Annotated in this window: 22 protein-coding genes and 1 tRNA gene; 6 read left to right on the top strand and 17 right to left on the bottom strand. The window is 64.5% G+C overall.

Features of this window, described 5'->3' with window-relative positions; genetic code table 11:
* Positions 1-91 precede the first annotated feature (91 nt).
* Together KVG96_RS12235 and KVG96_RS12230 are read right to left on the bottom strand one after the other, a co-directional pair.
* On the bottom strand, positions 92-1015 hold the full coding sequence (locus KVG96_RS12235; RefSeq protein WP_217892303.1) for a LysR family transcriptional regulator: 924 nt from the start codon (positions 1013-1015) through the stop codon (positions 92-94).
* Positions 1016-1041: 26 nt separating this feature from the next.
* Positions 1042-1965, bottom strand: a complete 924-nt coding sequence (locus KVG96_RS12230; protein WP_217892302.1) for a LysR family transcriptional regulator — start codon at positions 1963-1965, stop codon at positions 1042-1044.
* A 135-nt stretch (positions 1966-2100) separates the two neighbouring features.
* On the opposite strand from KVG96_RS12230, the gene KVG96_RS12225 reads away from it, so the two are divergent.
* On the top strand, positions 2101-2502 hold the full coding sequence (locus KVG96_RS12225) for a RidA family protein (protein WP_217892301.1): 402 nt from the start codon (positions 2101-2103) through the stop codon (positions 2500-2502).
* A 573-nt stretch (positions 2503-3075) separates the two neighbouring features.
* Here KVG96_RS12225 and KVG96_RS12220 read toward each other — a convergent pair.
* From KVG96_RS12220 to KVG96_RS12210, 3 genes are all read right to left on the bottom strand, one after another.
* Entirely contained in the window at positions 3076-3492 is a 417-nt protein-coding gene (locus KVG96_RS12220) for an SRPBCC family protein (protein WP_217892300.1), read from the bottom strand.
* Between the two features lie 82 nt (positions 3493-3574).
* Positions 3575-4585 (bottom strand): aldo/keto reductase, encoded by a 1011-nt coding sequence (locus KVG96_RS12215; RefSeq protein ID WP_217892299.1) that lies wholly within the window; start codon positions 4583-4585, stop codon positions 3575-3577.
* A gap of 132 nt (positions 4586-4717) precedes the next feature.
* On the bottom strand, positions 4718-5614 hold the full coding sequence (locus KVG96_RS12210) for a LysR substrate-binding domain-containing protein (RefSeq protein WP_217892298.1): 897 nt from the start codon (positions 5612-5614) through the stop codon (positions 4718-4720).
* Between the two features lie 124 nt (positions 5615-5738).
* Between KVG96_RS12210 and KVG96_RS12205 the strand changes: the two genes are divergently transcribed.
* The gene (locus tag KVG96_RS12205) at positions 5739-6530 is read left to right on the top strand and encodes an SDR family NAD(P)-dependent oxidoreductase (RefSeq protein WP_217892297.1); all 792 of its coding nucleotides are present in this window, start codon (positions 5739-5741) and stop codon (positions 6528-6530) included.
* 272 nt (positions 6531-6802) lie between these two features.
* Here the strand turns inward: KVG96_RS12205 and KVG96_RS12200 are convergent, their stop codons facing one another.
* Positions 6803-7789: a zinc-binding dehydrogenase gene (locus KVG96_RS12200; protein ID WP_217892296.1), complete on the bottom strand. Its 987-nt coding sequence runs from the start codon at positions 7787-7789 to the stop codon at positions 6803-6805.
* A 133-nt stretch (positions 7790-7922) separates the two neighbouring features.
* On the opposite strand from KVG96_RS12200, the gene KVG96_RS12195 reads away from it, so the two are divergent.
* Positions 7923-8834 (top strand): LysR family transcriptional regulator, encoded by a 912-nt coding sequence (locus tag KVG96_RS12195; RefSeq protein ID WP_217892295.1) that lies wholly within the window; start codon positions 7923-7925, stop codon positions 8832-8834.
* Positions 8835-8955: 121 nt separating this feature from the next.
* Here the strand turns inward: KVG96_RS12195 and KVG96_RS12190 are convergent, their stop codons facing one another.
* The 6 genes from KVG96_RS12190 to KVG96_RS12165 form a co-directional block, all read right to left on the bottom strand.
* Positions 8956-9753 (bottom strand): SDR family NAD(P)-dependent oxidoreductase, encoded by a 798-nt coding sequence (locus tag KVG96_RS12190; RefSeq protein WP_217892294.1) that lies wholly within the window; start codon positions 9751-9753, stop codon positions 8956-8958.
* A 129-nt stretch (positions 9754-9882) separates the two neighbouring features.
* Complete coding sequence (locus KVG96_RS12185; protein ID WP_217892293.1) at positions 9883-11055, bottom strand: MFS transporter; 1173 nt, start codon at positions 11053-11055, stop codon at positions 9883-9885.
* 257 nt (positions 11056-11312) lie between these two features.
* A complete protein-coding gene (locus tag KVG96_RS12180; protein ID WP_217892292.1) occupies positions 11313-12251 on the bottom strand; it encodes a cyclase family protein in 939 nt (312 codons plus the stop codon).
* A 19-nt stretch (positions 12252-12270) separates the two neighbouring features.
* Positions 12271-13233: a TIGR03571 family LLM class oxidoreductase gene (locus tag KVG96_RS12175; RefSeq protein WP_217892291.1), complete on the bottom strand. Its 963-nt coding sequence runs from the start codon at positions 13231-13233 to the stop codon at positions 12271-12273.
* Between the two features lie 14 nt (positions 13234-13247).
* Positions 13248-14051, bottom strand: a complete 804-nt coding sequence (gene dkgB, locus KVG96_RS12170) for a 2,5-didehydrogluconate reductase DkgB (RefSeq protein ID WP_217892290.1) — start codon at positions 14049-14051, stop codon at positions 13248-13250.
* Between the two features lie 52 nt (positions 14052-14103).
* The gene (locus KVG96_RS12165; RefSeq protein WP_217892289.1) at positions 14104-15294 is read right to left on the bottom strand and encodes an MFS transporter; all 1191 of its coding nucleotides are present in this window, start codon (positions 15292-15294) and stop codon (positions 14104-14106) included.
* Positions 15295-15394: 100 nt separating this feature from the next.
* On the opposite strand from KVG96_RS12165, the gene KVG96_RS12160 reads away from it, so the two are divergent.
* A complete protein-coding gene (locus KVG96_RS12160) occupies positions 15395-16297 on the top strand; it encodes a LysR family transcriptional regulator (protein WP_217892288.1) in 903 nt (300 codons plus the stop codon).
* A 475-nt stretch (positions 16298-16772) separates the two neighbouring features.
* Here the strand turns inward: KVG96_RS12160 and KVG96_RS12155 are convergent.
* A tRNA-Ser gene (locus KVG96_RS12155) sits at positions 16773-16860 on the bottom strand.
* A gap of 123 nt (positions 16861-16983) precedes the next feature.
* Between KVG96_RS12155 and KVG96_RS12150 the strand changes: the two genes are divergently transcribed.
* Positions 16984-17655 (top strand): Bax inhibitor-1/YccA family protein, encoded by a 672-nt coding sequence (locus KVG96_RS12150; RefSeq protein ID WP_085582406.1) that lies wholly within the window; start codon positions 16984-16986, stop codon positions 17653-17655.
* Between the two features lie 75 nt (positions 17656-17730).
* Here KVG96_RS12150 and KVG96_RS12145 read toward each other — a convergent pair whose 3' ends face one another.
* Both KVG96_RS12145 and KVG96_RS12140 read right to left on the bottom strand, forming a co-directional pair.
* Positions 17731-18057, bottom strand: coding sequence for a YceK/YidQ family lipoprotein (locus tag KVG96_RS12145; protein ID WP_217892287.1), 327 nt, complete (start codon positions 18055-18057; stop codon positions 17731-17733).
* A 56-nt stretch (positions 18058-18113) separates the two neighbouring features.
* Positions 18114-18551, bottom strand: coding sequence for an Lrp/AsnC family transcriptional regulator (locus KVG96_RS12140; RefSeq protein ID WP_085582410.1), 438 nt, complete (start codon positions 18549-18551; stop codon positions 18114-18116).
* Between the two features lie 136 nt (positions 18552-18687).
* Between KVG96_RS12140 and KVG96_RS12135 the strand changes: the two genes are divergently transcribed.
* Positions 18688-19581: a DMT family transporter gene (locus KVG96_RS12135; RefSeq protein ID WP_217892286.1), complete on the top strand. Its 894-nt coding sequence runs from the start codon at positions 18688-18690 to the stop codon at positions 19579-19581.
* A 3-nt stretch (positions 19582-19584) separates the two neighbouring features.
* Here the strand turns inward: KVG96_RS12135 and KVG96_RS12130 are convergent, their stop codons facing one another.
* Both KVG96_RS12130 and KVG96_RS12125 read right to left on the bottom strand, forming a co-directional pair.
* A complete protein-coding gene (locus KVG96_RS12130; protein ID WP_217892478.1) occupies positions 19585-20625 on the bottom strand; it encodes an FUSC family protein in 1041 nt (346 codons plus the stop codon).
* Between the two features lie 46 nt (positions 20626-20671).
* The gene (locus tag KVG96_RS12125; protein ID WP_217892285.1) at positions 20672-22297 is read right to left on the bottom strand and encodes an NADP-dependent glyceraldehyde-3-phosphate dehydrogenase; all 1626 of its coding nucleotides are present in this window, start codon (positions 22295-22297) and stop codon (positions 20672-20674) included.
* Between the last annotated feature and the right edge of the window lie 318 nt (positions 22298-22615).

The following is a 22615-nucleotide window of genomic DNA, read 5'->3' as shown; positions in this document are numbered from 1 at the left end:
AACGACAACCGGACTCTAGGAGAACCTGGGCCTGCGATCCAATGGCATCGGCGCAGCAACTCGATGCACGGGATGCATCGCGCCACGAGGCTCAACCGGCGGTCAACAGCCCGGTCAGCCACTCGATGGCCGGCTCGTTGGCGCGCCCTTGCGCCTGAATCACGAACACCTCCCAGGCGGGCAACGTCACAGGCAACTCAAACAGGCTCAGTTGCGCGGCCTCCTGCATCTGCAAGGCAACCTGCTCGGCCACCACGGCAATCGACTGCGAAGCGCCGACCAAAAACGGCACCGCCAAAAAGTTCGGGCAGGTGACGCTCACCTGGCGGCTGTGGCCCAAAAGCTCCAACGCCTCGTCGACCGCGCCCCGCGCATCGCCCCGTGGCGAGACCAGGATGTGCGGCAGGCGGACAAAGTCATCCAGTTCCATCCGCAGCGTCTTGCCGCGTTTGGCCAACGCCTGATGGCCCTTGCGCGCGATGCCGACGAAACGCTCCTGACGGACCCGCCGGCAATCGAAGCGCTGCGGCCGCTGGGCAAAGGAGCCCGAGCCCAGCACGATGTCGACCTCGCCGGCGTCCAGCAGGCGCAGGGCCGATTCGGCATCCGCTGGCCGAAGCTTCAGCACCAGGTGCGGTGCAGCGGCCTGAATCCTCTCCAGCGCCGGGGCGATGACGGTCACGACCGCATGATCGGTCGCCGCCACGGACAGGGTCGCCTGCAAACGGCCGGGATCGAACGGCCCCCGCGGGCTGGCCACGAGCCTGATCGATTCAAGCACCGCCAGCACCCTCGGCATCAACTCGATGGTCAGCGGTGTCGGCGCCATGCCACGGGGGTTACGGATGAACAGCTGATCGTCGAACGCGCCGCGCAACCTCGACAAGGCATGGCTGGTGGCGGACTGGGACAGGCTCAACCGTTCGGCCGCGCGGCCCACATGCCTTTCGGCCCACAGCGCCTCCAGCACGACCAGCAGGTTGAGATCGAAACGGGTCAGGTCCAAGGGCTTCATGCGGCGTCAACCTCTTCGTTATGGCGTTACACGGACGGAGCGGCGACAGGCGCGTGCCTGGCCATCAGCCCGACGGCCCAGTCGATGAACACGCGCAGCTTGGTGCTCACGTGCCGGTTCGGCGGGAACGCCAGGTACAGCGGCATGGGGTCGAGTGTCCAGTCGGCGAACAGCTGGACCAGTTCGCCCCGTGCGTGATGCGCCTGGGACATGTAGTGCGGCAACCACAGCACGCCCATGCCGGCCAGCCCGGCCGCCAGGTAGGCGTTGCCGTCGTCGACCGCCAGCGCGTAGTGGCCGTGCACCTCGACGGACTCGTCGCCGCGGCGCATCGCGTAGGGCACGACCTTGCCCTTGCGGGCCCAGATGAACCCCACGATGCGGTGACGGGCGTCTTCCAGCTCATGCGGATGCCCCGGAACGCCCGCGCGCTCCAGATAGCCCGGTGCCGCGAACACTCCCAACTGCAGGTCGCCGATACGCCGGGCAATCAGCGATTGATCGGTGAGTTCGCCGCCGCGTATCACACAGTCCACGTTTTCATCGATCAGGTCGACGATGCGGTCGCTGACGCCCAAGTCGATCTGGATATCGGGGTACTGCGCGTGGAACTGCGGGAGCGCAGGCACCAGGATCATCCGGGCCAGCGGACTGGGGACGTCGATCCGCAGCCGGCCCCTGGGCGATGCGGAGGCGGTGGACAGGCTGGTTTCGGCGTCGTCCAGGTCGGCCAGCAACCGCACCGCACGCTCGTAGTAGGCGGCGCCGTCGGCGGTCACGTTGAGCTTGCGCGTGGTGCGGTTGATCAGCCGGACGCGCAGCCGCGCCTCCAACTGCTGAACCAGTTGCGTCACGCTGGTCCTGCTCATGTGCAGCGTCTCGGCGGCCTTGGTGAAGCTGCCGGTGTCCACCACGCGCACGAACGCTTGCATCGCATCAAATCGGTCCATGGGTGCTCCGGTGGATTGTTTGGAATCTGAAAACAGTGATGGTCAAGATTGCCCGTTTATCCGCCAAAGGCGCCACCGTAACGTTGTCCCATCGTTGAAAACGGGGTCGCATGGGCCCCTTGATGGAGAAAGTCGATGGCAACACGCAATGTAGTTTTCCCCGCCGGCCGCCAGGCGCTGTACGAGCGCAACCGCTACTCGCCGGCGATCCGCAGCAATGGTTTGCTGTTCGTCTCAGGACAGGTGGGCAGCCGCGAGGACGGCACGCCCGAGCCTGACCTGCAAGCCCAGGTCCACCGCGCGTTCGCCAACCTGAATGCGACTCTGGCAGCGGCAGGTTGCACCTTCGACGATGTGATCGACGTGACCGTCTTCATCGTCGACCCCGAACAAAAGTTCGAAGCCATCTGGGAGGTCGTGCCCGAGTACTGGGGCCAGGCACCCCATCCGACGCTGACGGCGGTGGGGGTGACGTGGCTGTATGGGTTTGATTTTGAGATCAAGGTGATTGCGAAGTTGCCGCAGGCTTCGACGTAGGCCTGAGGAAAGCGCTACAGTTCGCTTTTTCATAGGGAGTGAAACATGCGAATTCTGTTAGGAGTAGTGGGCGCGCAGTTTCACGAGCAACAAGGACGCAGCGACCGTCGCCGAATGCTCGCTTTTCGCCTGGCAGAGCCAGAAGTGGGCGGGGGTGATTCATGAAGTCACTATCCAGCCGCTTCAGGGTGGCGGTAAAACGATTGTCAGTGTCGGACAACCAGAGTTCGCTGATTTCATCCCGACGGCCACGGGCTCCGAGGTGAAGGTTTACTTCGTGGCGAACGTCTTCGAAACGCGGCGCGACCGCAGGGCCGAGGCGATCCGAGGGTGTTTGTGACGGGGCCTGAGGAAGGTGCCGGGCTGTAGGTTTGCAGATCTGGCAAGGTGAGAGGTTTTCAGAGTGCCAGACACGACAAAGCCCCGAGTGATCGGGGCTTTGTCGTAATGCGGAAGGTGAAGGCGAGGGGGTTCGAACTTGTGGGTTCGTTACCGTCCTGGGGCGATAAGCCAACGAAGTGCCCCTTTCTCGCAACGACCGTATCGCTTCGGGAAAGGGGCGAGATGGGCAAATCAGCCCTCCATGCGTTGTTTCAGCGCCGCGAGTCCATCGACGTAGATGCCGGTGAACATCGCAGTCGCTTCGGCATCGCTGATGCCCTCGGGCGAAAATGAACCGAACCATTCCACGCGCACGCCTTGACCCTCGCTGCCGGGCAGCACACGCAGGGTCGACTGATAGTCGCGCACTGGAGCCGGGCCCTGGAGGATGGTGTAGCTGTAGCTGCGCCCGGCTTCGTTGAAGTCCAGCAGGCGCTCGATGATGGTTTCGCCGGCGACGCTCTTCAGGGTGCGCACGCGGCCACCTTCGCTGAGCGTGCTCTGCGGGATGAACGGCAGCCAGTCGGGCAGCGAATCGAAGCCGCCGATGAGTTGCCAGACCTTGTCGATGTCGGCATTGAGGTCGATGAAAGCGTTGGCCTTGGCCATGGTATGACTCCCGGGGCGCTTGCCCCCATGATTCGATGATTGACGGTGTTGCGCCGGGCCGAGAGGCCCGGCGGCAGAAGACTCAAACGGCCGGGACGGGTGCCACGGCACTGATCAGGCCCTGGGCGCGCAGGTCGTTCCAGAACGCGGCCGGGATGACGGCGCTGAGTGCAGCGTGATCCTGGTTGGCGTGCAACGGACGAGTCGAGCCAGGGATTGCCGCGACCACGGCCGGATGGGCCAGGGCGAACTGCAGCGCAGCCGCTTTCACGTCCACTCCATGGTCGCGTGCCACGGCACGGATGCGTTCCAGTCTTGCCAGCACGGCCGGGCTGGCCTTCTGGTACTCGAAGTGTTCGCCGCCGGCGGTCACGCCGGAGCTGTAGGGGCCACCGACGACAATACCGACGCCTTGCTCCACCGCCTGCGGCATAACGCGTTGCAGCGCGCGCTCATGGTCCAGCAGCGAATAGCGGCCGGCGAGCAGGAAGCCGTCGGGGCGCGGCTCGTCCAGGTCCAGGGTCAGCTCGATGGGCTCGACGCGGTTCACGCCCAGGCCCCAGGCCTTGATCACGTCTTCCTCACGTAGACGGGTGAGCACACGGAAGGCGCCGGTGCGGGCGATCTCGAACTGTGTCAGCCACTCATCGCCGTAGAAGTCCTGGGCGATGTCGTGGATCCAGACAATGTCCAGGCGGTCAGTGCCCAGGCGCTTCAGGCTGTCCTCGATGGAGCGCAGGGTGGCGTCGGCGCTGTAGTCGTTGACGATGCGGTTGCGGTTGCCGTGTTCGAACAGGCCGCTCTTTTCGCCCAGCTCGCGGGAGGCCGGGTCTTCCATTTCGTCGAGGATGATGCGGCCGACCTTGCTGCTGAGGACGTATTCGTCACGCGGGCGGTTGGCCAGGGCGGCGCCCAGACGCGATTCGGACAGGCCGGCGCCGTAGAACGGAGCGGTGTCGAAGTAGCGCACGCCGTTGTTCCAGGCAGCATCGACGGTGGCCTGCACTTCCTCCGCGGGCACGTTGCGGAACATGTTGCCCAGCGGCGCGGTACCGAAACCAAGGCGGGAGGGGATCAGGGACTTGAGACTCATAGGGGGGGATCTCCGGGTTGGGGAGTCGCTTGCGAACTCCAGTGACGGCAATCCTATGTCCGCTCAGATGAGACTGTCTAAGTCATAGTTCGACAGACTTGAGACCCATTTGATCATAAGGTCGCCGGGCTCTCAGACCTGGGCGCCCGCCAGCACCATTTCACGGAAGTCACCCACGATCGGCCGCAGGTCGACACGATGCCAGGCTGCCCACAGGCCGGTGCTCTGTCCCAGCCAGGGCAGCTCGCGCAGCACCACGTTGGGATTGCTATCGCCACCGATGCTCTGCTGGATCAGCGCCAACCCCAGGCCCGCCGACACCAGGCCGATGGCGCTGAGCGGCTCGGCAGCCTCCAGACAGATCTGCGGGGTGAACCCGGCGGCCACGCAACTGGCGAGGAAGCGCTCGCGGCGGTTGGGCTGCAACTGGCCCTCCACCATGATCCAGTCCTGCTCGTGCAGGTCGGCCGGCTCGATCACCGGCTTGTCCGCCAGCGGATGATCCAGCGGCAAGGCCAGGTGCAGCGGGTCGTCGAACACCGGCGCGGCAAGCAGGTCCGGGTCGTCCTCTGCCGGCGGCTCGCAGACCAGGGCGATATCCAGGCTGCGCTGACGCAGGCCCTCGAACTGCTCCCGGGCCGAGAGGTTATAGAGCGCGATGTGGATGCCCGGACGCTCCTCGCGCACATGGCGCAGCGCCTCGGGGAGCACGCCGGCATGGATGGCATGGCTGACGTAGCCGATGCACAGCCCGCCGGTCTCGCCCCGGCCCAGGCGACGGCCGAGGGACTCCAGGCGCTCGGCATGCTTGAGCAGCGCCTTGGCCTCGTGCAGGAAGGTGCGCCCGTCGGAGGTGAGGCGTAGGCGCTGCTGGCTGCGTTCGAACAGCTGCAGGCCGAGACGCTCCTCCAACTGGGCAATCTGCCGGCTCAGCGGCGACTGGGAAATGTGCAGCGTCTCCGCTGCCTTGCCGACGTGCTCGACTTCGGCCACGGCAACGAAATAACGGATCTGTCTGAGATCGAGCATAGACCCTCAAGGACTCAAGTATGTCGAATTAAGTGATGTACGATCTTACAAGGCACTCCTAGCATGGCGCCATATCCAGACGATCACCGGCGCATTCCGCGCCCCCTGGATGAGGATTGAAGACATGCAGATCGATCTCGGCGGCAAGACCGCCATTATCAGCGGCTCCACCGGCGGCATAGGCCTGGGCATCGCCCGCCAGTTGGCCGCATCGGGTGCCGATGTCGTCATAGTCGGGCGCAACGCCGCCTCCGTGAACGAGTCCGTGGCCGGTATCCGCGCCGCCAACGGCAAGGCCCGCGGCGTGGTCGCCGATCTGGGCAACGCCGCCGGTGCAGAAGCGCTGTTCGCCGCCGAACCCCAGGCCGACATCCTGGTCAACAACCTGGGCATCTATAACGATGTCGATTTCTACGAGACGCGCGACCGGGAATGGCTGGACTTCTACGAGATCAACGTGCTCTCCGGTGTGCGCCTGGCTCGTCACTACACCCCCGGCATGGTCGAGCGCGGCTGGGGCCGGGTGATCTTCCTGTCTTCGGAGTCGGGCATCGCCATCCCCGCACAGATGATCAACTACGGCGTCACCAAGGCCGCCAACCTCGCCGTCTCCCACGGCCTGGCCAAGCGCCTGGCGGGCACCGGCGTGACGGTCAACGCCATTCTCCCCGGCCCGACCTTCACCGAAGGCGTGGCGAACCTCGTGGCCGACGCCGTGCGCCAGTCCGGCCGCAGCGCCCGTGAGGAAGCCGACGCCTTCGTCCGGCGCGAACGCTCCAGCTCGATCATCCAGCGCGTTGCCGACGTTGATGAAGTCGCCGCTCTGGTTACCTACGTCGCCTCGCCGTACTCCTCCGCGACCACTGGCGCAGCGCTACGAGTGGATGGCGGTGTTGTGGATAGCCTGGCCATATGACCGGCAGAAAAGGATGCCTCAACGTTCATTTGAGGCATCCGATTTTTCCCAAGCACTCATTCAAAAGCGCATTGGCTTTGCGGGTAGAGGCCGCGCGGCGCCCTTTGATCGCGTTGCCTGACGTCTACCGTGGGCCGATAGCGGTCATTTGCGAACGGCAGCCTTCACCGTATCCTCGGAGGCGGGTTTGGCGGCCTGAGCCGTCATGGGCAGTAGAAATGCGCTGAAAACCAGTGCGATCAATGCGGTACGCATGGCAGTACTCCTCAATGTCAGAGCAGGACGACGAGCTTGCCAAGTGCGCGATCGCTTTCCATCAAGCGATGCGCTTGGCGAACCTCGTCGAAAGCGAAGGTTCGGGTACGGATGGAAGGCATTCTCTTGGCCGTGATTTCCTTTGCGAGCCATGGCAGCGGCGTGTCGTGCAACGGCAAGGCCGGTGTCCCCAGTAAACCGCTCGGAAAGAAGTTCAGTCGCGTGCCCGCTGGCAGGTCCTGCATCAGGTGAAATTGCTCCACTACCGGCGGGCCGCCGAGCAGGCCGATGACGCTCACTGCGCCGAACGGTCGCAGCGTTTTGATCGTGTCGCGCAGTGTTGGGGCACCGACGATTTCCAGTGCGGCATCCACCCCTGGAGGAGTGACTTCGCGAACGCGCTGAGCGATGTCACCGTTGTCGACGAGTACCTCGTCGGCGCCCATTTCGTAAAGTCGTTGGGTGTTCGCAGCGGAACGCGTCGTTGCGATCACCGTTAATCCGCGGGCCTTCGCATAAGTGAGGGCAGCCAGGCCGATCGATGAAGTGCCTCCCCGAATCAGCAACGTCTGTCCTTGTTGAATGGCCAAACTCTTGTCGAGCGCCCCCCAGACAGTGAGATACGCCTGCGCAAGCGTGGCGAGTTCTTCCCACGAGAGAGAAGTGTCGTCCAGTGAGATCACATTGTTGCGAAGAACCGTAACCTGCTCGGCATAGCTGCCATTACGGCTGAACTGCATGCCGCCCATGGCTGTGGCCACGCGCTGACCGGGGCGCAGAACCCCGGCGGGGTCATGGATGACTTCGCCCACGGCCTCGATGCCGGGCACGCGCGGTGTGGTGATATCCCCCATTTTGCCAGCGCGCAGGTAGGTTTCGGCGCGGTTGAGGCCAAACGCACGGACGCGGATTTGCACTTCGTCCGACGTTGGTTCGGGGGACGGGATGTCTCGCAGTTGCAGGACTTCCGGGCCGCCCGGTTGTTCAATGACATAAGCTTTCATGGTTGCCTCCTCAGGCAGGTGGTCAGTTGAAGCGTTGGCGTTCAAGCCAGCGAACACACTATCCACCACTCGAATCTGGAACATAATCCATATGGGAGATAGGCTTGGTCTCAAAAATGAGAGGAGTGCGGTAATGGATTTCAACGCTGTCCGGATGTTCGTGAGCGTGGCGCAGACCGGTAGCCTCTCGGCCGCAGCCGAGCGCCTGAGCATTCCGCTGCCGACCTTGAGCCGACGCATTCGCGAGCTTGAACAGCAGTTGAAGGTGCAGTTGCTCGAACGTTCTGTACGTGGCACCAAACTCACGGATTCAGGGACGCGGTTGTACGAACACGCCAGCCGTGGCATTGAGGCTTTGATTGAAGGCGAACAGGCCGTGATCAGTGATCAGGCTCATTTGAAGGGACACTTGCGGCTGTCATTACCGCCCTCGTTTGAGCCGTGGTGGGAGGTACTGGCGGCTTTCCAGCGCCGCTATTCGCAGATCCAGATCAGCGTCTACACCACCGAGCGCCGCATCGATCTCATCGAAGACGGCGTCGATGTGGCTCTGCGTGTCGGCATGATCGCGCACGAGACTATGGTCGCCCGCCGCATGCTGACCTATCGTCACATTCTCGTGGCCAGTCCGGCGTTGATTGAACGGCTCGGTGCACTTGGTAGCATCGAGGCTCTGTCCGACTATCCCTGTGCGGTCTGGAGTCAGGGCCCCAATGCGACATGGCAGTTGGGGGGAGTGGTATTCAAACCTGAAGCGATACTGTCCACCAACGACTATGCGCACCTGCGCAGTCGGGCGTTGGCGGGTGATGTGGTGACGGAGCTTCCGCCATTTCTGGCGGCGAGTGCCATCCGGGAAGGGAAGTTACTTGCGCTACTTCCCGAACATCCACTTCCGGAGCAGCAAATCAACTTGCTCTACCCATCGCATCGTCACCCGTCTGCCATTGTGCGGGCGTACCTGGACTTCTCGCAGGAGTACATGAAGTATCGTCATCACGGCATTCTTGATGCCGAGCACGGTCAACACGGCATGCAGCGATAGCAGAAAAGGGAACTGTCCCGTCCTGAATAAGGTTCACACCTGTTTCAGGACTAGACCGTTGCGTCGCGACCGCCCAAGTAAAAGGGCCGCTGTGCAGCGGCCCTTGGGGTGAAGCGGGCGTTCAGATCGCCAGGCTGTCGACCACACCGCCGTCGACCCGCAGGGCCGCTCCGGTGGTGGCGGAGGAGTAAGGGGACGCGAGGTAGACCGCCAGGTGGGCGACCTCGTCGACCTCGGCGACGCGCTGGATGATCGAGCTCGGGCGGGCGCTGCGCACGAAATGGTCAGCCTCTTCGCGGAGGCTGCGGCCGGAGGCCTTGGCCGCATCGGCCACCAGGTTGGCGACGCCGTCGGTCAGGGTCGGTCCGGGCAGCACGGCGTTGACGGTGACGCCGGTTCCCGCCAGACGCTTGGCCAGGCCGTGAGAGACGGCGAGGTTGGCGCTCTTGGTCACGCCGTAGTTGATCATGTCGGCAGGGATGGCGATGCCCGATTCGGAGGAGATGAACAGGATCCGGCCCCAGCCTTTCTCCACCATCCCCGGTGCGTAGTGGCGAGCCAGGCGCACGCCGGACATGACGTTGGTTTCGTAGAAACGGATCCACTCGCTGTCGGTCACTTCGAAGAAGTCGACATCGTCGTAGATGCCCAGGTTGTTGACCAGGATGTCGGCCGTGGGGTGGGCGGCGAACAGGGTTTCGGCGCCGGCGGCGGTGCCCAGGTCGGCGACGACGCCCTGGGCATGGCCGCGCCCGCCCTGGGCGCGAAGTTCGGTCAGGGCGGCGTCCACCGATTTCTGGCTGCGGCCGGCGATGACCACGTCGGCATGGGCACGTGCCAGGCCGCGGGCGATGGCCAGGCCGATACCGCTGGTCGAGCCGCTGATGATGGCGGTGCGTCCGCCGAGGTCGATGTTCATGGGATGGCTCCTATGGAAGGGCGTTGTGGATCTGCGGACGTTCGCCACGGACCGCCCGCACCGCGCCGGAGAGCACGCCGGTGTGGATGGCGTGGTTGGCGTAGCCGATGCGAGGGCCGCCTTGCGATGTTACGCAGCCTCGCCGATGGCTTTGTCCGTGGCCTCGCCGCGTCCGCCAAGCCAGACCAGCAACAGTCCGCCTGCCGCCAGCAGGCCGCCGGCGACCGGTATTGCAGCATAGCCAAGATCCAGGCTGATGACGCCGCCGCCCAGTGCCGCGCCCACCGCGTTGCCGAGGTTGAACGCGCCGACGTTGATCGAGGACGCCAGGCCCGGGGCCTCGGCCGCGGCGATCATCACGCGCATCTGCAGCGGCGGCACCACGGCGAAGGTGAACATGCCCCAGGCCAGCAAGGCCAGGGCAGCGCCGATGTGGCTGCCCAGCACCAGCGGCATCAGCACCATGATCACGGCCAGCGTGCCGAGGAAGATCCGTGCCGAGCCGTCCAGCGACCAGTCGGCCAGGCGGCCGCCCAGGCTATTGCCGAGAGTGAAGCCTACGCCGATCAGCACCAGGCCCAAGGTGACGAATCGGTCCGAGGCGCCGGTCAATTCGGCCAGCACCGGGGCGACATAGGTGTAGAGGGTGAACATGGCACCGGCGCCGAGCACCGTGGCGGCCATGGCCAGGAGCACGTTGGGCCGGGCGATCACCGCCAGTTCGCGGCGCACATCCGGCACGCTGCCGCGCTCGCCCTTGGGCAAGGCGAACCACAACGCGGCCATGGCGAGGATGCCGAGCAGCGCGGTGCCGGCGAAGGCCATGCGCCAGCCGATCTGCTGGCCGACCCAGGTGGCGGCGGGGACGCCGCCGATGTTGGCGAGGGTCAGGCCCATGAACATCGTGGCGATGGCACTGGCCTGTTTCTCGCGGGGCACGACGCTGGCGGCCACCACCGCCCCCAGCCCGAAAAAGGCGCCGTGGTTGAGGCTGGTGATCAGGCGCGAGGCAAGCAGCGTGCCGTAGCCGGGCGCCAGGGCCGAGAGCAGGTTGCCGAGGGTGAAGATGGCCATCAGTGCGATCAGCGCGCCGCGCTTGCCGAAGCGGCTGAACAGCAGCGTCATGATCGGGGCGCCCACCATCACGCCGATGGCGTAGGCGGTCACCAGCATGCCGGCGCTGGGGATGCTGACGTCCATGCCTTCGGCAATTACCGGCAGCAGTCCCATGGGCGTGAACTCTGTGGTGCCGATGCCGAAGGCACCGATGGCCAGGGCCGTCAGAACGTGTCCGGGCTTCATGGGGCGAGCTCCTGCGGGGCGAATTCGGTCGGCGTGCCTGGTATTCGGTGGAAGGTCTGATCATGCAGGGTCATCGGAGGGTCTCCGGTTGGCGATTGAGGGGGAGCGGATCGCTCGGGTGTGCGCAGTATCGCTACCTTGCGCGGACGGATTAAGCCATCGCCGCACCAATGACTTTTGACCAGGAATCACGAATCGGGGCGCCAGGCCCGCCGCGGGAGCAACCGCAGCGCACCCGGGCCTTGGCGGTCAGGCGGTCAGTAAATGGCGACCGGGTTGATGTTGACCTGGGTGGAGCCCACATACAGCGGCTGGCCGAGCACGAACAGGAACTCCCAGGCCTTGTCGCGCACCAGCGCGCGGCTGTCGATCAGTTCCAGGTTGTAGATGCCGCGCTTGGCGAGCATGTACTGGTTGACCGGGAATTCGTCCTTGCCATGCGGGTTCGGATAGACCTCGGAGGCCCAGGTGTCACCGCCGAAGGCGACGATGCCCTGATCCGCCAGCCACTGCGCCGCTTCCATGCCGATGCCGGGTTCCACTTCCAGGAACTGCTTGTCGTCTTTGCCGATCAGTTCCAGCCAACCGGTATTGAACAGCACCACATCGCCCTTGCGCAGGGTCAAGCCTTGCTGCTTCAGCACGGCTTTGAGGTCGGCCACGCTGAACTCGGTGCCGCCGGGCACGATGGCTTTGCCGTAATGGGCCGTCATGTCCAGCACCACGCCGCGGGTCACCATCGGCGGCACTTTCTCCATGCCGAGCTTGGTGACGCCATCGACTGTCACGAAGTCGGCCGCCTTGTTGCCGTTGTAGTACACGTTGTCGATGCCGATGTGGCCGATCCCGTTGAGCTGGGTGCCGACGCCGGTCCAGGCGTTCACCAGTTCATCGTTGAAGGTGAACTTGTTCGGCCCCAGCGATTTGCCGGCCTGCTGCCCGACCTGCACGTTGTACAGGCGGAAGCTGCGGTGGCGGAATGCCGGAAGGTTCTTGTCCACGGGGACGGCCAGCGCAGAGGTCTTGCCCTTCTTGACCAGACCCACCGCCTGCTTGACCACTTGCGGGGTCATCAGGTTGGCGGCGCCGATCTCATCGTTCGGGCCATAGGCGGACGGGTACCAGTCGGCGGCGGATGCGGCTTGCATGGCAAGCGGCAACAGGGCCGCCAGGGCGAATCCCGTAAAGGTCTTCATGGTGAATCTCCAGTGTTGTTCAGGCTGCGGGCACCGCCGCGGCGTGTGCGTCGGCCGATGGGGCATGGAAATGAGGCAAGACGTACTCGGCGATCTCGTGGAGCGTTTCGTCGAGAGGACGTCGGTTGCGGCGAAAATGCAGGCTTACGTGGTCGACCCCGATTGCACGCAACGCTTGAAGCTCGGCGATGAGGGCATCGCGGCCTGAGCGGAAACCGAACCGCCAGCGTTGCATGGGTTCGCCGGGACATTCGTCCAGGTCCAAGTGGATGAAGGTGGCGTAGGGTTTCTGGCCCGCCACTGCGCGCCAGGCCGCGAGGCGGCGCGCGTGGTCGTCAGGTGAGCCCGGATAGGCCAGGCTGCCGTCCATGTGCTGGCCCACCCAGTCCGGACGCTGCCGGGCCAGGCCGGCCACCAGCAACGGCAGCGGCGATGACAGCGCGGGCAGAACCGCCAGCCCGGACGGCAGCTGTCCCGCCGCGCCGTCGCGCAGAAGCGCTACTTGCTCGCGAAAGCTGTCGCCGCGGTTGTCGAAATCGCGGCCGAACAACGGATACTCCACGGGCCGGTCACCGCTGGCGACGCCGAGCAGCAGGCGGTCGCCGCTCAAGCGCTGCACGGTCGCGGCCGCTTTCAACGTCAGCAACGGTTCGCGGATTGGCAGCACCACCGCAGCGGTGCCGAGCAGGATGTCCTCGGTGATGCCGGCCAGGTAACCGAGGTAAGCGAACACCTCGAACACTTGGGCGGCATCCCCGAAGGACGGGTCATAGAGCGGCACGTCCCGAATCCACAGGGCGCGAAAGCCCAGCCGGTCGGCGAGCCGCGCCAGATCGGCATGACGCCGCAGGTCCGGCTCGCCCGGAAGACGGCCGGCCTGCCGGCGAGCGTGTTCACCGGCGGGCGTCCAGTCGTTGTCGAGCGGAGCCTCGATGCCGATGCTGAAACCACCGGCGGTCAAACGGGTGAGAGCGCAGCGCATGGCGGTTTCCTCACTCAGTCCCAGACCGGAGCCAGGCCTTCGGGATTGACTTCGCGACCGTTGCGTTCCAGCTGTTGGATCCTGGCCATGTCGTCGGCATCCAGGCGCAGGTCGCGGGCCAACAGGTTGCTGGCCAGGTTCTCGCGCTGGGTAGAGGAAGGAATCACCGCATAGCCCCGTTGCAGCGCCCAGGCCAGCGCGACCTGGGCGACCGTGGCTTGATGCTTTTGGGCGATCTGCGCAAGCACCGGATCCTTGAGTGCCTTGCCGTAGGCCAGGGTCATGTAGGACGTGACGGCGATGCCTTGCTCCTTCAGGAAGGCGGTCAGTTCATCGCTCTGCAGGTACGGGCTGAGTTCGATCTGGTTGGTGGCGATCTCTTCTTTGCCGACGGCGGCGATGGCCTGCCTGGTCAACTCGATGTTGAAGTTGGAAATGCCGATCTGGCGCGTCAGGCCCAGTGCCTTGGCTTCGGCCAGGGCCGCCATGTATTCGCTCAGATCGACGCCGTTGCCCGGCGCGGGCCAGTGGATGAGGGTCAGGTCCACGTAGTCGGTGCGCAGTTTCTTCAAGCTTTCGCGCAGGCTGGGAACCAGTGCGTCGCGGCCGTAGTTGTCCACCCAGATCTTGGTGGTGATGAACAGTTCGTCCCGCGGGACGCCGCTCTCGGCGATGGCCTGGCCGACATCGGCCTCATTGCCATAGATCTGTGCGGTATCGACCGCGCGGTAACCCAGTTCCAGTGCGGTGCGCACCGAGTCGATGACGGTTTGGCCGGTCAGGCGGAAGGTGCCGACGCCGAAGGAAGGAACACTCATGATTAACTCCTGGCAAGAATGGAGGGGTAGAAAAAAAGAACCGAGAATGCGATCAGGCTTGGGCAGGTCGGGCCGGGGCCGAGTCCGCGCGAAGGTCCAGCCGGCCGGACAGCGCCGTGAGCCCCAGGGCGAGCAAGGTCACCAACGCCGCGATCCACGGCGTATGGGCCAGGCCGAGGTGGCCGACGACCTGTGCGCCGGCCCAGGAACCGCCGGCCACACCGAGGTTGAACGCGGAGATGTTGAAGCCGGCAGCGACGTCGCTCGCATCAGGCACAACGTTTTCGGCCTGGCGCACGACATAGACTTGCAGGGCCGGGACGCTGCCGAACGCGACGGCTCCCCACGCCAGCACCGTCAGCAGCACCAGCGGCTTGCTCGACGCAGTGAAGGTGAGCGCCAGCAACACGAGGGCGAGCAATCCGAAGACAGTCTTCAGTGCCGCGACCGGGCCCTTGCGGTCGGCCATGCGACCGCCCCAGACATTGCCCACCGCCACCGAAAGGCCATAGGCCAGCAACACCAGGCTGACCATGTTGGCGTTGAAGCCTGAGATCTCTTCGAGGATCGGCGCCAGAAAGGTGAAGGCGATGAGAGAGCCGCCGTAGCCGACTGCCGTCATCGCATACACCAGCAACAGGCGCGGCTGCAGCAGCACACGCAACTGCCGGGCGATCGGCGCGGGAGCGTTGTTCGGGATGTTGCGCGGCACCAGCACCAGCGCACCGACGAGGGCGACCAGGCCGAAGGCGGAAACGGCCAGGAAGGTGGCGTGCCAGCCGAAGTGCTGGCCGATGAAAGTCCCCAGCGGGATGCCGGTCACAAAGGCCACGGTCATGCCGCTGAACATGGTGGCGATGGCGCTGGCCGCCTTCTCGCGCGGCACCAGGCTGGTGGCGACGATTGAGCCGACGCTGAAGAACACGCCGTGCGCCAAGCCGGTCAACAGGCGGGCAACGATCAGCGTGCCGTAGCCGGGCGCCAGCCAGGCCACCAGGTTGCCGACGGTGAACAGCGCCATCAGCCCGACCAGCAGCGCCTTGCGCGGCACGCGCCCCGTCATCGCGGTCAGGATCGGTGCGCCGATGGCGACGCCAAGGGCGTAAAGGCTGACCAGGAGGCCGGCGCTGGGCAGTGAGACATTGAGATCCGCAGCGATGGTCGGAATCAGGCCGACGATCACGAATTCCGTGGTACCGATGGCGAAGGCCGCCAAGGTGAGAGCGAGCAATGCAAGAGGCATGGTGCGATCCGGTGGGTTAAGCGATGGAGCGCAGTGTGCGGTGTTTACATTTGCGGATTAAGCCCTGTATAAGCCAAATTTATTTGATTTGAAGTCAATAATGAAAACTACGCTAGATGAACTGCAGGCGTTTGTCGCCGTCGTGGACACCGGCTCCATCACCGCGGCGGCGGAACATGCCGGCCTGACGGTCTCGGCGACCAGCCGCACGCTCAGCCGCCTGGAGGAGAAGCTGCAGACGACGTTGCTGCAACGGACCACTCGGCGCCTGGAGTTGACGGAAGAGGGCGCGGCCTTCTTGCAGAGGGCCCGTGCCATCCTGATCTCGGTCGATGAAGCCGAGGAGCACATGGCGGCAAGGCGGGGGCGACCCGTCGGGCGACTGCGGGTCGATGCGGCCACGCCCTTCATGCTGCACGTCATCGTGCCGCTCCTGGAGGGGTTCCGCGCCCGTTATCCGGACGTGGAGCTGGAGCTCAACTCGAACGAGGGCATCATCGACCTGATCGAGCGGCGCACAGATGTGGCGTTACGCATCGGGCCGCTGAAGGACTCCACGCTGCATGCGCGGCCGATCGGCAGCAGCCGCATCCGTATCCTCGCAAGCCCGGACTACCTGGCACGCCACGGCACGCCGACCGACCCGGCCCAGCTTGAGAAGCACGCGCTGCTGGGCTTCAGCCAGCCGGAATCGCTGAACGACTGGCCGCTGCGCGAAGCCGGCGGATCGACCTTGCACATCAAACCGACGATCGCATCGTCCAGCGGCGAAACGCTCCGGCACATGGCGCTGGCGGGCCTGGGCATTGTCTGCCTGTCGGACTTCATGACGCGCGAGGACCGTCGCAGCGGGCGGCTGGTGCAGTTGTTTTCCAGGGAAACGTTCGATGTGCTCCAGCCGATCAACGCGGTGTACTACCGCAACACGACGTTGGCATCGCGCATCACCTGCTTCGTTGACCACATGACGGACACGCTGGGCAGGCAACCGTTCGACGAATGAGCGTCGCCGCGCCGCCGAGCGGGTGCCGTCGGCCGGGTTCAGGGCGGGTCAATCCGACTCGAACGGGTCTGGAGTGTTCTCTCCTCCCACCAGTCCCAGGCCCGAAGCGCGCGTCGGGCGACTCTGCCGCCGTTCATCGCTTGGCATGTGCCCTACATCACCGACGAGGAGCGACGCGAATACCTCACGCAATACTGTCGGCATCTGCTCGACCTGGAGCAGCACGCACCGTTGCCGATGCCCGCAATGAGTGACTTCGACGGAACACTTCGACCTTCGCGAACCTGAGTCAATACCGATGCTTTCCAAAAAATTCATCAGCGGGTTCCGTCACGAACTTCTGTAATTCGTTCGAGGCGATTTAGTTTTGGGGCGCGTCCGAAAACATGCTGAAGCCTAGATTTTGAATAGCGGCAATATCAAAAGCCCAGAAACGACAAAGCCCTGAATAATCAGGGCTTTGTCGTACTTAAGATGGCGGAGGCGATGGGATTCGAACTCATGGACCTGTTACAGTCGACGGTTTTCAAGACCGTTGCCTTAAACCACTCGGCCACACCTCCGTTTGCATTGCGGGCGCCATAATACCTGAATGAAACACACTGTCAAACTCTGTGCATGGCTTGTTGCAGAGCGTCTGTTATGATCTTTGCGACTGAACGTTTCAAACCAACAGGAGTGTCGCCATGCGCGAACAGGATTACGCAGTTCACAACGGCGTGCAGGCCGAGCAGCTAGAAGTTAGCCGCGTCCTGCGCAACACCTACGGCCTTCTGGCGCTCACCCTCGCATTCAGTGGCGTGATGGCGTTCGTGGCCCAGCAGATGCGCGTCGGCTACCCGAACATCTTCGTGGTGCTGATCGGTTTCTACGGGTTGTTCTTCCTCACCAACAAGCTTCGCGATTCGGCCTGGGGCCTGGTGTCGGCGTTTGCCCTGACCGGATTCATGGGCTTCCTGCTCGGCCCGATCCTCAACCGTTACCTGGGCATGCAGGGCGGCGCTGAAGTGGTCAGCTCCGCGTTCGCGATGACCGCTCTGGTGTTCGGCGGCCTGTCGGCCTACGTGCTGATCACCCGCAAGGACATGAGCTTCCTGGGCGGCTTCATCACCGCCGGTTTCTTCGTGCTGCTGGGTGCGACGCTGGCCAGCTTCTTCTTCCAGATCAGCGGCCTGCAACTGGCGATCAGCGCAGGTTTCGTGCTGTTCTCGTCGGTCTGCATCCTGTTCCAGACCAGCGCGATCATCCACGGCGGCGAGCGCAACTACATCATGGCCACCATCAGCCTGTATGTATCGATCTACAACCTGTTCGTCAGCCTGCTGCAACTGTTCGGCATCCTGGGCCGCGACGACTGATCGGCTATCGCGTAAACGTAAAAAAACCCGCTTCGGCGGGTTTTTTGCTGCCTGTGAAAACGCGGGACGCCGCAATCAGTTGATGACGATGCTGCCGTCGGCCTGCTGCCGGTAGACCGTGTAAGGCAACAGCAGGGTATCCAGTACCCCGGACGCCGCCGCATCGATCAGTACGCCGAGCGGGGCGTTGCTGTGGTTGAAGGCGTCGACGCCGTCTCCCAGTTGCGCGTTCAGTTGGCAGAAATCGAATGCCACGCCGCTGTAGATCCGCGGCACGGCGCCGCAATAGGTCTTCTTGTCCTTGAGGTAGTCGACGGACGTCTGGTCGGAGCGCGCCACGGTCTGCACCGTCCCGCAGCCGGTGAGCGTCAACGCCGCCAGTATCACTGCCGTAACTCTCATGCTGCATTCCTTTGCCGGAAAAGCATCAATTTACGCCGATCCCGCCGGCCAAGCACTCAGTTCATCGGCGGCAGCCGACGTTTCACCGGGGTTTTCTTGACGATGGCGGTATTGGTTTCCGCCAGGGTGTTGAGCCGGTCGAGCAGGGTGTCCAGCTGTTCCATCGAGCGCACGTGCAGGCGGGCGATGAAGCAGTCCTCGCCGGTGACCTTGTCGCACTCGGTGAACTCGGGGATCGACAGGATCTGCCGCTCCACTTCCTGCAACTGCCCCGGCAGCGGCCGCACCCGGACGATGGCCTGCAACTGGTAGCCGAAGCACTTCGGGTCGATTTCCACGGTGTAGCCCTTGAGCACGCCGCGCTCTTCCAGCCGTTTCAGCCGCTCGGCGACGCTGGGGGAGGAGAGGCCGCTGATCTGCGCCAGCGCCTTGAGCGAACGGCGCGAGTCCTCCATCAAGGCGCCGATGAGGATCTGGTCGATGTCGTCGGTCATGGTGCGGTTCCTGATTAGGCGTTGGAGGAAATCCACCCTCGATAAAAAAGGCGGATCTTGAGTTTAGCCTTCTTTTTGCGCTGGAGAGGTGTCGGCGCGGCTTGGCATACTTTGGCCACAACACAGGAGATTTGAAATGGACAAGACCTTGCGCCGCGGCTCACTCGAAATGACCGCCGCCATGCTGATTTCCGGGACGATCGGCTGGTTCGTGCTGGTGTCCGGGCAACCGGTGCTGGACGTAGTGTTCTGGCGCTGCGTGTTCGGCGCCGGCACCTTGCTGCTGATCTGCGCCGCGTTCGGCTTTCTGCGGCCGGGCATCCTGACCCGCGCCACCTTCCTGCTGGCGGTGCTCAGCGGACTGGCGATCGTCGGCAACTGGGTGCTGCTGTTCGCCTCCTATTCGCGGGCCTCGATCGCCATCGGCACAGCGGTGTACAACGTGCAGCCGTTCATGCTGGTGGGGCTGGCGGCGCTGTTCCTCGGCGAGAAGATCACGCTGCAGAAACTGTTCTGGCTGGCGGTCTCGTTCATGGGCATGTTGGCCATCGTCAGTGCCCACGGCGGGCAGGGCGAAAGCGGCAACGACTATCTGACGGGCATCGCCCTGGCGCTGGGCGCGGCGTTTCTCTATGCCATCGCCGCGTTGATCATCAAGCGCCTCACCGGCACGCCGCCGCACCTGATCGCGTTGATCCAGGTCTGCACCGGCGTGCTGGCGCTGGCGCCGTTCGCGCACTTTTCCGCGCTGCCCCAGACGCCGAACGCGTGGGCCAGCCTGGTGACGCTCGGCATCGTCCACACCGGGCTGATGTATGTGCTGCTGTACGGTGCGATCCAGAAACTGCCGACCGCGCTGACCGGCGCCCTGTCGTTCATCTACCCGATTGCGGCGATCTTCGTCGATTGGGTTGCCTTCGGCCATCGCCTGGAGACCCTGCAATGGGTGGGCGTGGCGGCGATTCTGCTGGCCGCCGCCGGCATGCAGCAGGGTTGGGGCCTGAAGTCGCGGCGCCTGGCCGCGCAGTGATCCTCAAAGGTTCCAGCGTGGGGCGGACTTCGCCAGGCGCTGGCGCATGTCGCCGATGTTGGCCGCCAGTTGCCGGGTCAGCAGCCGGTAGCCGTCCAGCGGGCTGTAGACCGGTGCGTCGAGGCTCGCGTCCGGCAGCGCCATCGGCCGTCCCAGACGCTGGACCGCGCCGGACTTCAGCGCCCGGGCCATGCCGACCAACTGCACGCGGACATGCCGGTGCTCGGCCTTCAGGGCCGCTTGCAGGTGGGCCATGGCGTGCGGGTCGTTCCCGTCCGGCCGGGTGTTGCCGAGGATCTCCAGGGTGCTGATGCACAGGCGCAGGTTGCGCTGGATCGCATCCAGTTCGGTCATCGACACGTTCACTTCCTTCGATACCGACGGCATCAGCGAACGCAGCTGCACCATCGCCGCGTTCAAGCGGTTCATCAGTTTCAGGTGTTCATCGGCGTTGACCGGCTGGCCGCCGATGATCCGTCCGTAGACCGTCGCGCAGTCGCGCAGGGCGTCGGCCAGGTTGTAGCGCCACGAATACACCGCGTACAACGGCAAGGCGAAGGAAAAGGCCAGGGCCAGGGCGATGCCGATCAGGATGTCGACCCCGCGCCACAGCCCGTCGGTGATGGGGTTGTCGCCGTGGCCGGCGACGATGAATACGGTGATGGCCGAGAGCAGGGCGGTGTAGCCGCCCTTGCCGATGGCGTGATAGGAGAAGAAGCCGCAGACCGCAGCCATGGCGAAGTACGTCAGCCAGGGCAGACCGAGCCAGGCCTGCTGCGCCACCAGCGCCAGGCCAACGCCTGCGCCGATCAGGGTGCCGGTGGCGCGTTCGGCGGCTTTCTTGCCGATGTTGCCGTGGTGCTGCAGGCCGCCGATCACCACCAGCATGGTCACCGACGCCCACTCGCCGTGGGGCAGGTGGATGCCGGTGGTCAGCGCGATGGTCGCCAGCAGCCCCAGCGCCACCCGCACGGCATGGATCAGCCGGGCATGCCGGTAGCGCCGGTAAGGGTCCAGCAGCGGCCGCAGGATCCGCCGCAGCAGCGGCGGCCAGCGGTGAGGGCTGAAGGTGCTCAGCGGCGTTCGCTCCTCAGAAGATGTAGTCGGTGGCGATGAAGTTCGAGTCCCGCCCGCGGATGATCTCGCTGATCAGATACTTGTTGTTGTCCTGGAACTTGGTCGCCACCAGGGTGCGGATCGAAAACACCCGCAAGGCGTCGTGCACCGACAGCGTGCCTTCGGCGGAGTTTTTCCGGCCGTTGAACGGGTAGGTGTCCGGGCCGCGCTGGCACTGGGCGTTGAGGTTGATGCGGCCGACCTGGTTGGCGAAAGTGTCCACCAGCCGGCCGATCGCCACCGGGTTGGTGCCGAAGAGGCTCAGCTGCTGGCCGAAGTCCGATTCCAGCACATAGTCGATCACCGTATCGAGGTGGCGGTACGGCACGATCGGCACCACCGGGCCGAACTGCTCTTCCTGGTAGACGCGCATCTGCGGCGTCACCGGGTACAGCACCGCCGGGTAGAAGAATGATGCACGGGCCTCGCCGCCGTTGGGGTTGACCACCGCCGCGCCCTTGCTCACCGCGTCGGCCACCAGGCCGTGCAGGTAATCGACCTTGCCCGACTCCGGCAACGGCGTCAGCGCCACGCCGCCGTCCCACGGCATGCCCGGTTTGAGGCTGGCCAGTTTCGCGTTGAATTTCTCGATGAAGCGCTCGACCACGTCCTCATGGACGAACAGGATCTTGAGCGCCGTGCAGCGTTGGCCGTTGAACGACAGGGAACCGGTGACCGCCTCGTTGACGGCGTTGTCCAGATCCACCTCCGGCAGGACGATGCCGGGGTTCTTCGCGTCCAGGCCCAGGGCGGCGCGCAGGCGGTGCGGTTTGGGGTGCAGCTTCTTCAGGTCACTGGCGGCCTTGTTGGTGCCGATGAAGGCGAAAATGTCGATCTTGCCGCTGGCCATCAGGGCGCTGACGGTCTCGCGGCCGCTGCCGTAGATCACATTGATCACGCCGGTCGGGAAGCTGTCGCGGAACGCCTCCAGCAGCGGACGGATCAGCAGCACGCCGAGCTTGGCCGGCTTGAACACCACGGTGTTGCCCATGATCAGCGCCGGAATCAGCGTGGTGAAGGTCTCGTTCAGCGGGTAGTTGTAGGGGCCCATGCACAACGCCACGCCCAGCGGCACGCGGCGGATCTGGCCGAGGGTGTCCTGTTCCAGCTCGAAGCGGCTGGAGCGGCGGTCGAGCTCCTTGAGGGCGTTGATGGTGTCGACGATGTAGTCGCAGGTGCGGTCGAATTCCTTTTCCGAATCCTTGAGGTTCTTGCCGATCTCCCACATCAGCAGCTTCACCACCGCGTCGCGCTGTTGGCGCATGCGGCCCAGGAACGCTTCGACGTGCTGGATGCGCTCGGCCACCCGCATGGTCGGCCACAGGCCCTGGCCCCGGTCGTAGGCGCGCACGGCGGCGTCGAGGGCGGTGAGGGCGGTGTCGGCGTCCAGCAGCGGCGTGCTGCCGAGGATCACCTGTTCGTCGCCGTTGTCGCCATTCAGGTACACGGGGCTGCGAACGGTGGCGAGCGGGCCGTCCCAGCGGCGCAATTGGCCGTCGACCAGGTATTCGCGCTGCTCGGTCTGGCCGTCGAGGCGGTATTTCTCCGGGATGTCGCTGACAGATGGGAACAGGTTGCCAAGGATGTTTGCTGAGGTCATGTCACTACCCTGTAGATGATGTCGGCGTGCGGATTGGAAAAGGCTTGAATGGTTATACGCCTGAACGGCCCCGAATTTAAACCCGTGCGGGTCAGTCAAAGGCGCGAAACAGAGCCGCGGCACCTGCAGGAGCGCGCCTGCTCGCGATGAGGGCGTGTCAGGCACGTGATGGCTGGCTGACCTACCGCCATCGCGGGCAAGCCCGCTCCCACAAGATTCCCTGTCGTTCACAAGTGTCGTAAGCGCCGCGGCACCTGCAGGAGCGCGCCTGCTCGCGATGAGGGCGTCTCAGGCACTTGATGGCTGGCTGACCTGCCG

The sequence above is a fragment of the Pseudomonas ekonensis genome, assembly GCF_019145435.1.
In the GTDB taxonomy this organism is placed as follows: Bacteria; Pseudomonadota; Gammaproteobacteria; order Pseudomonadales; family Pseudomonadaceae; genus Aquipseudomonas; species Aquipseudomonas ekonensis.
The sequence above is the reverse complement of the archived record's forward strand: the minus strand, read 5'-3'. Positions and strand labels throughout refer to the sequence as shown.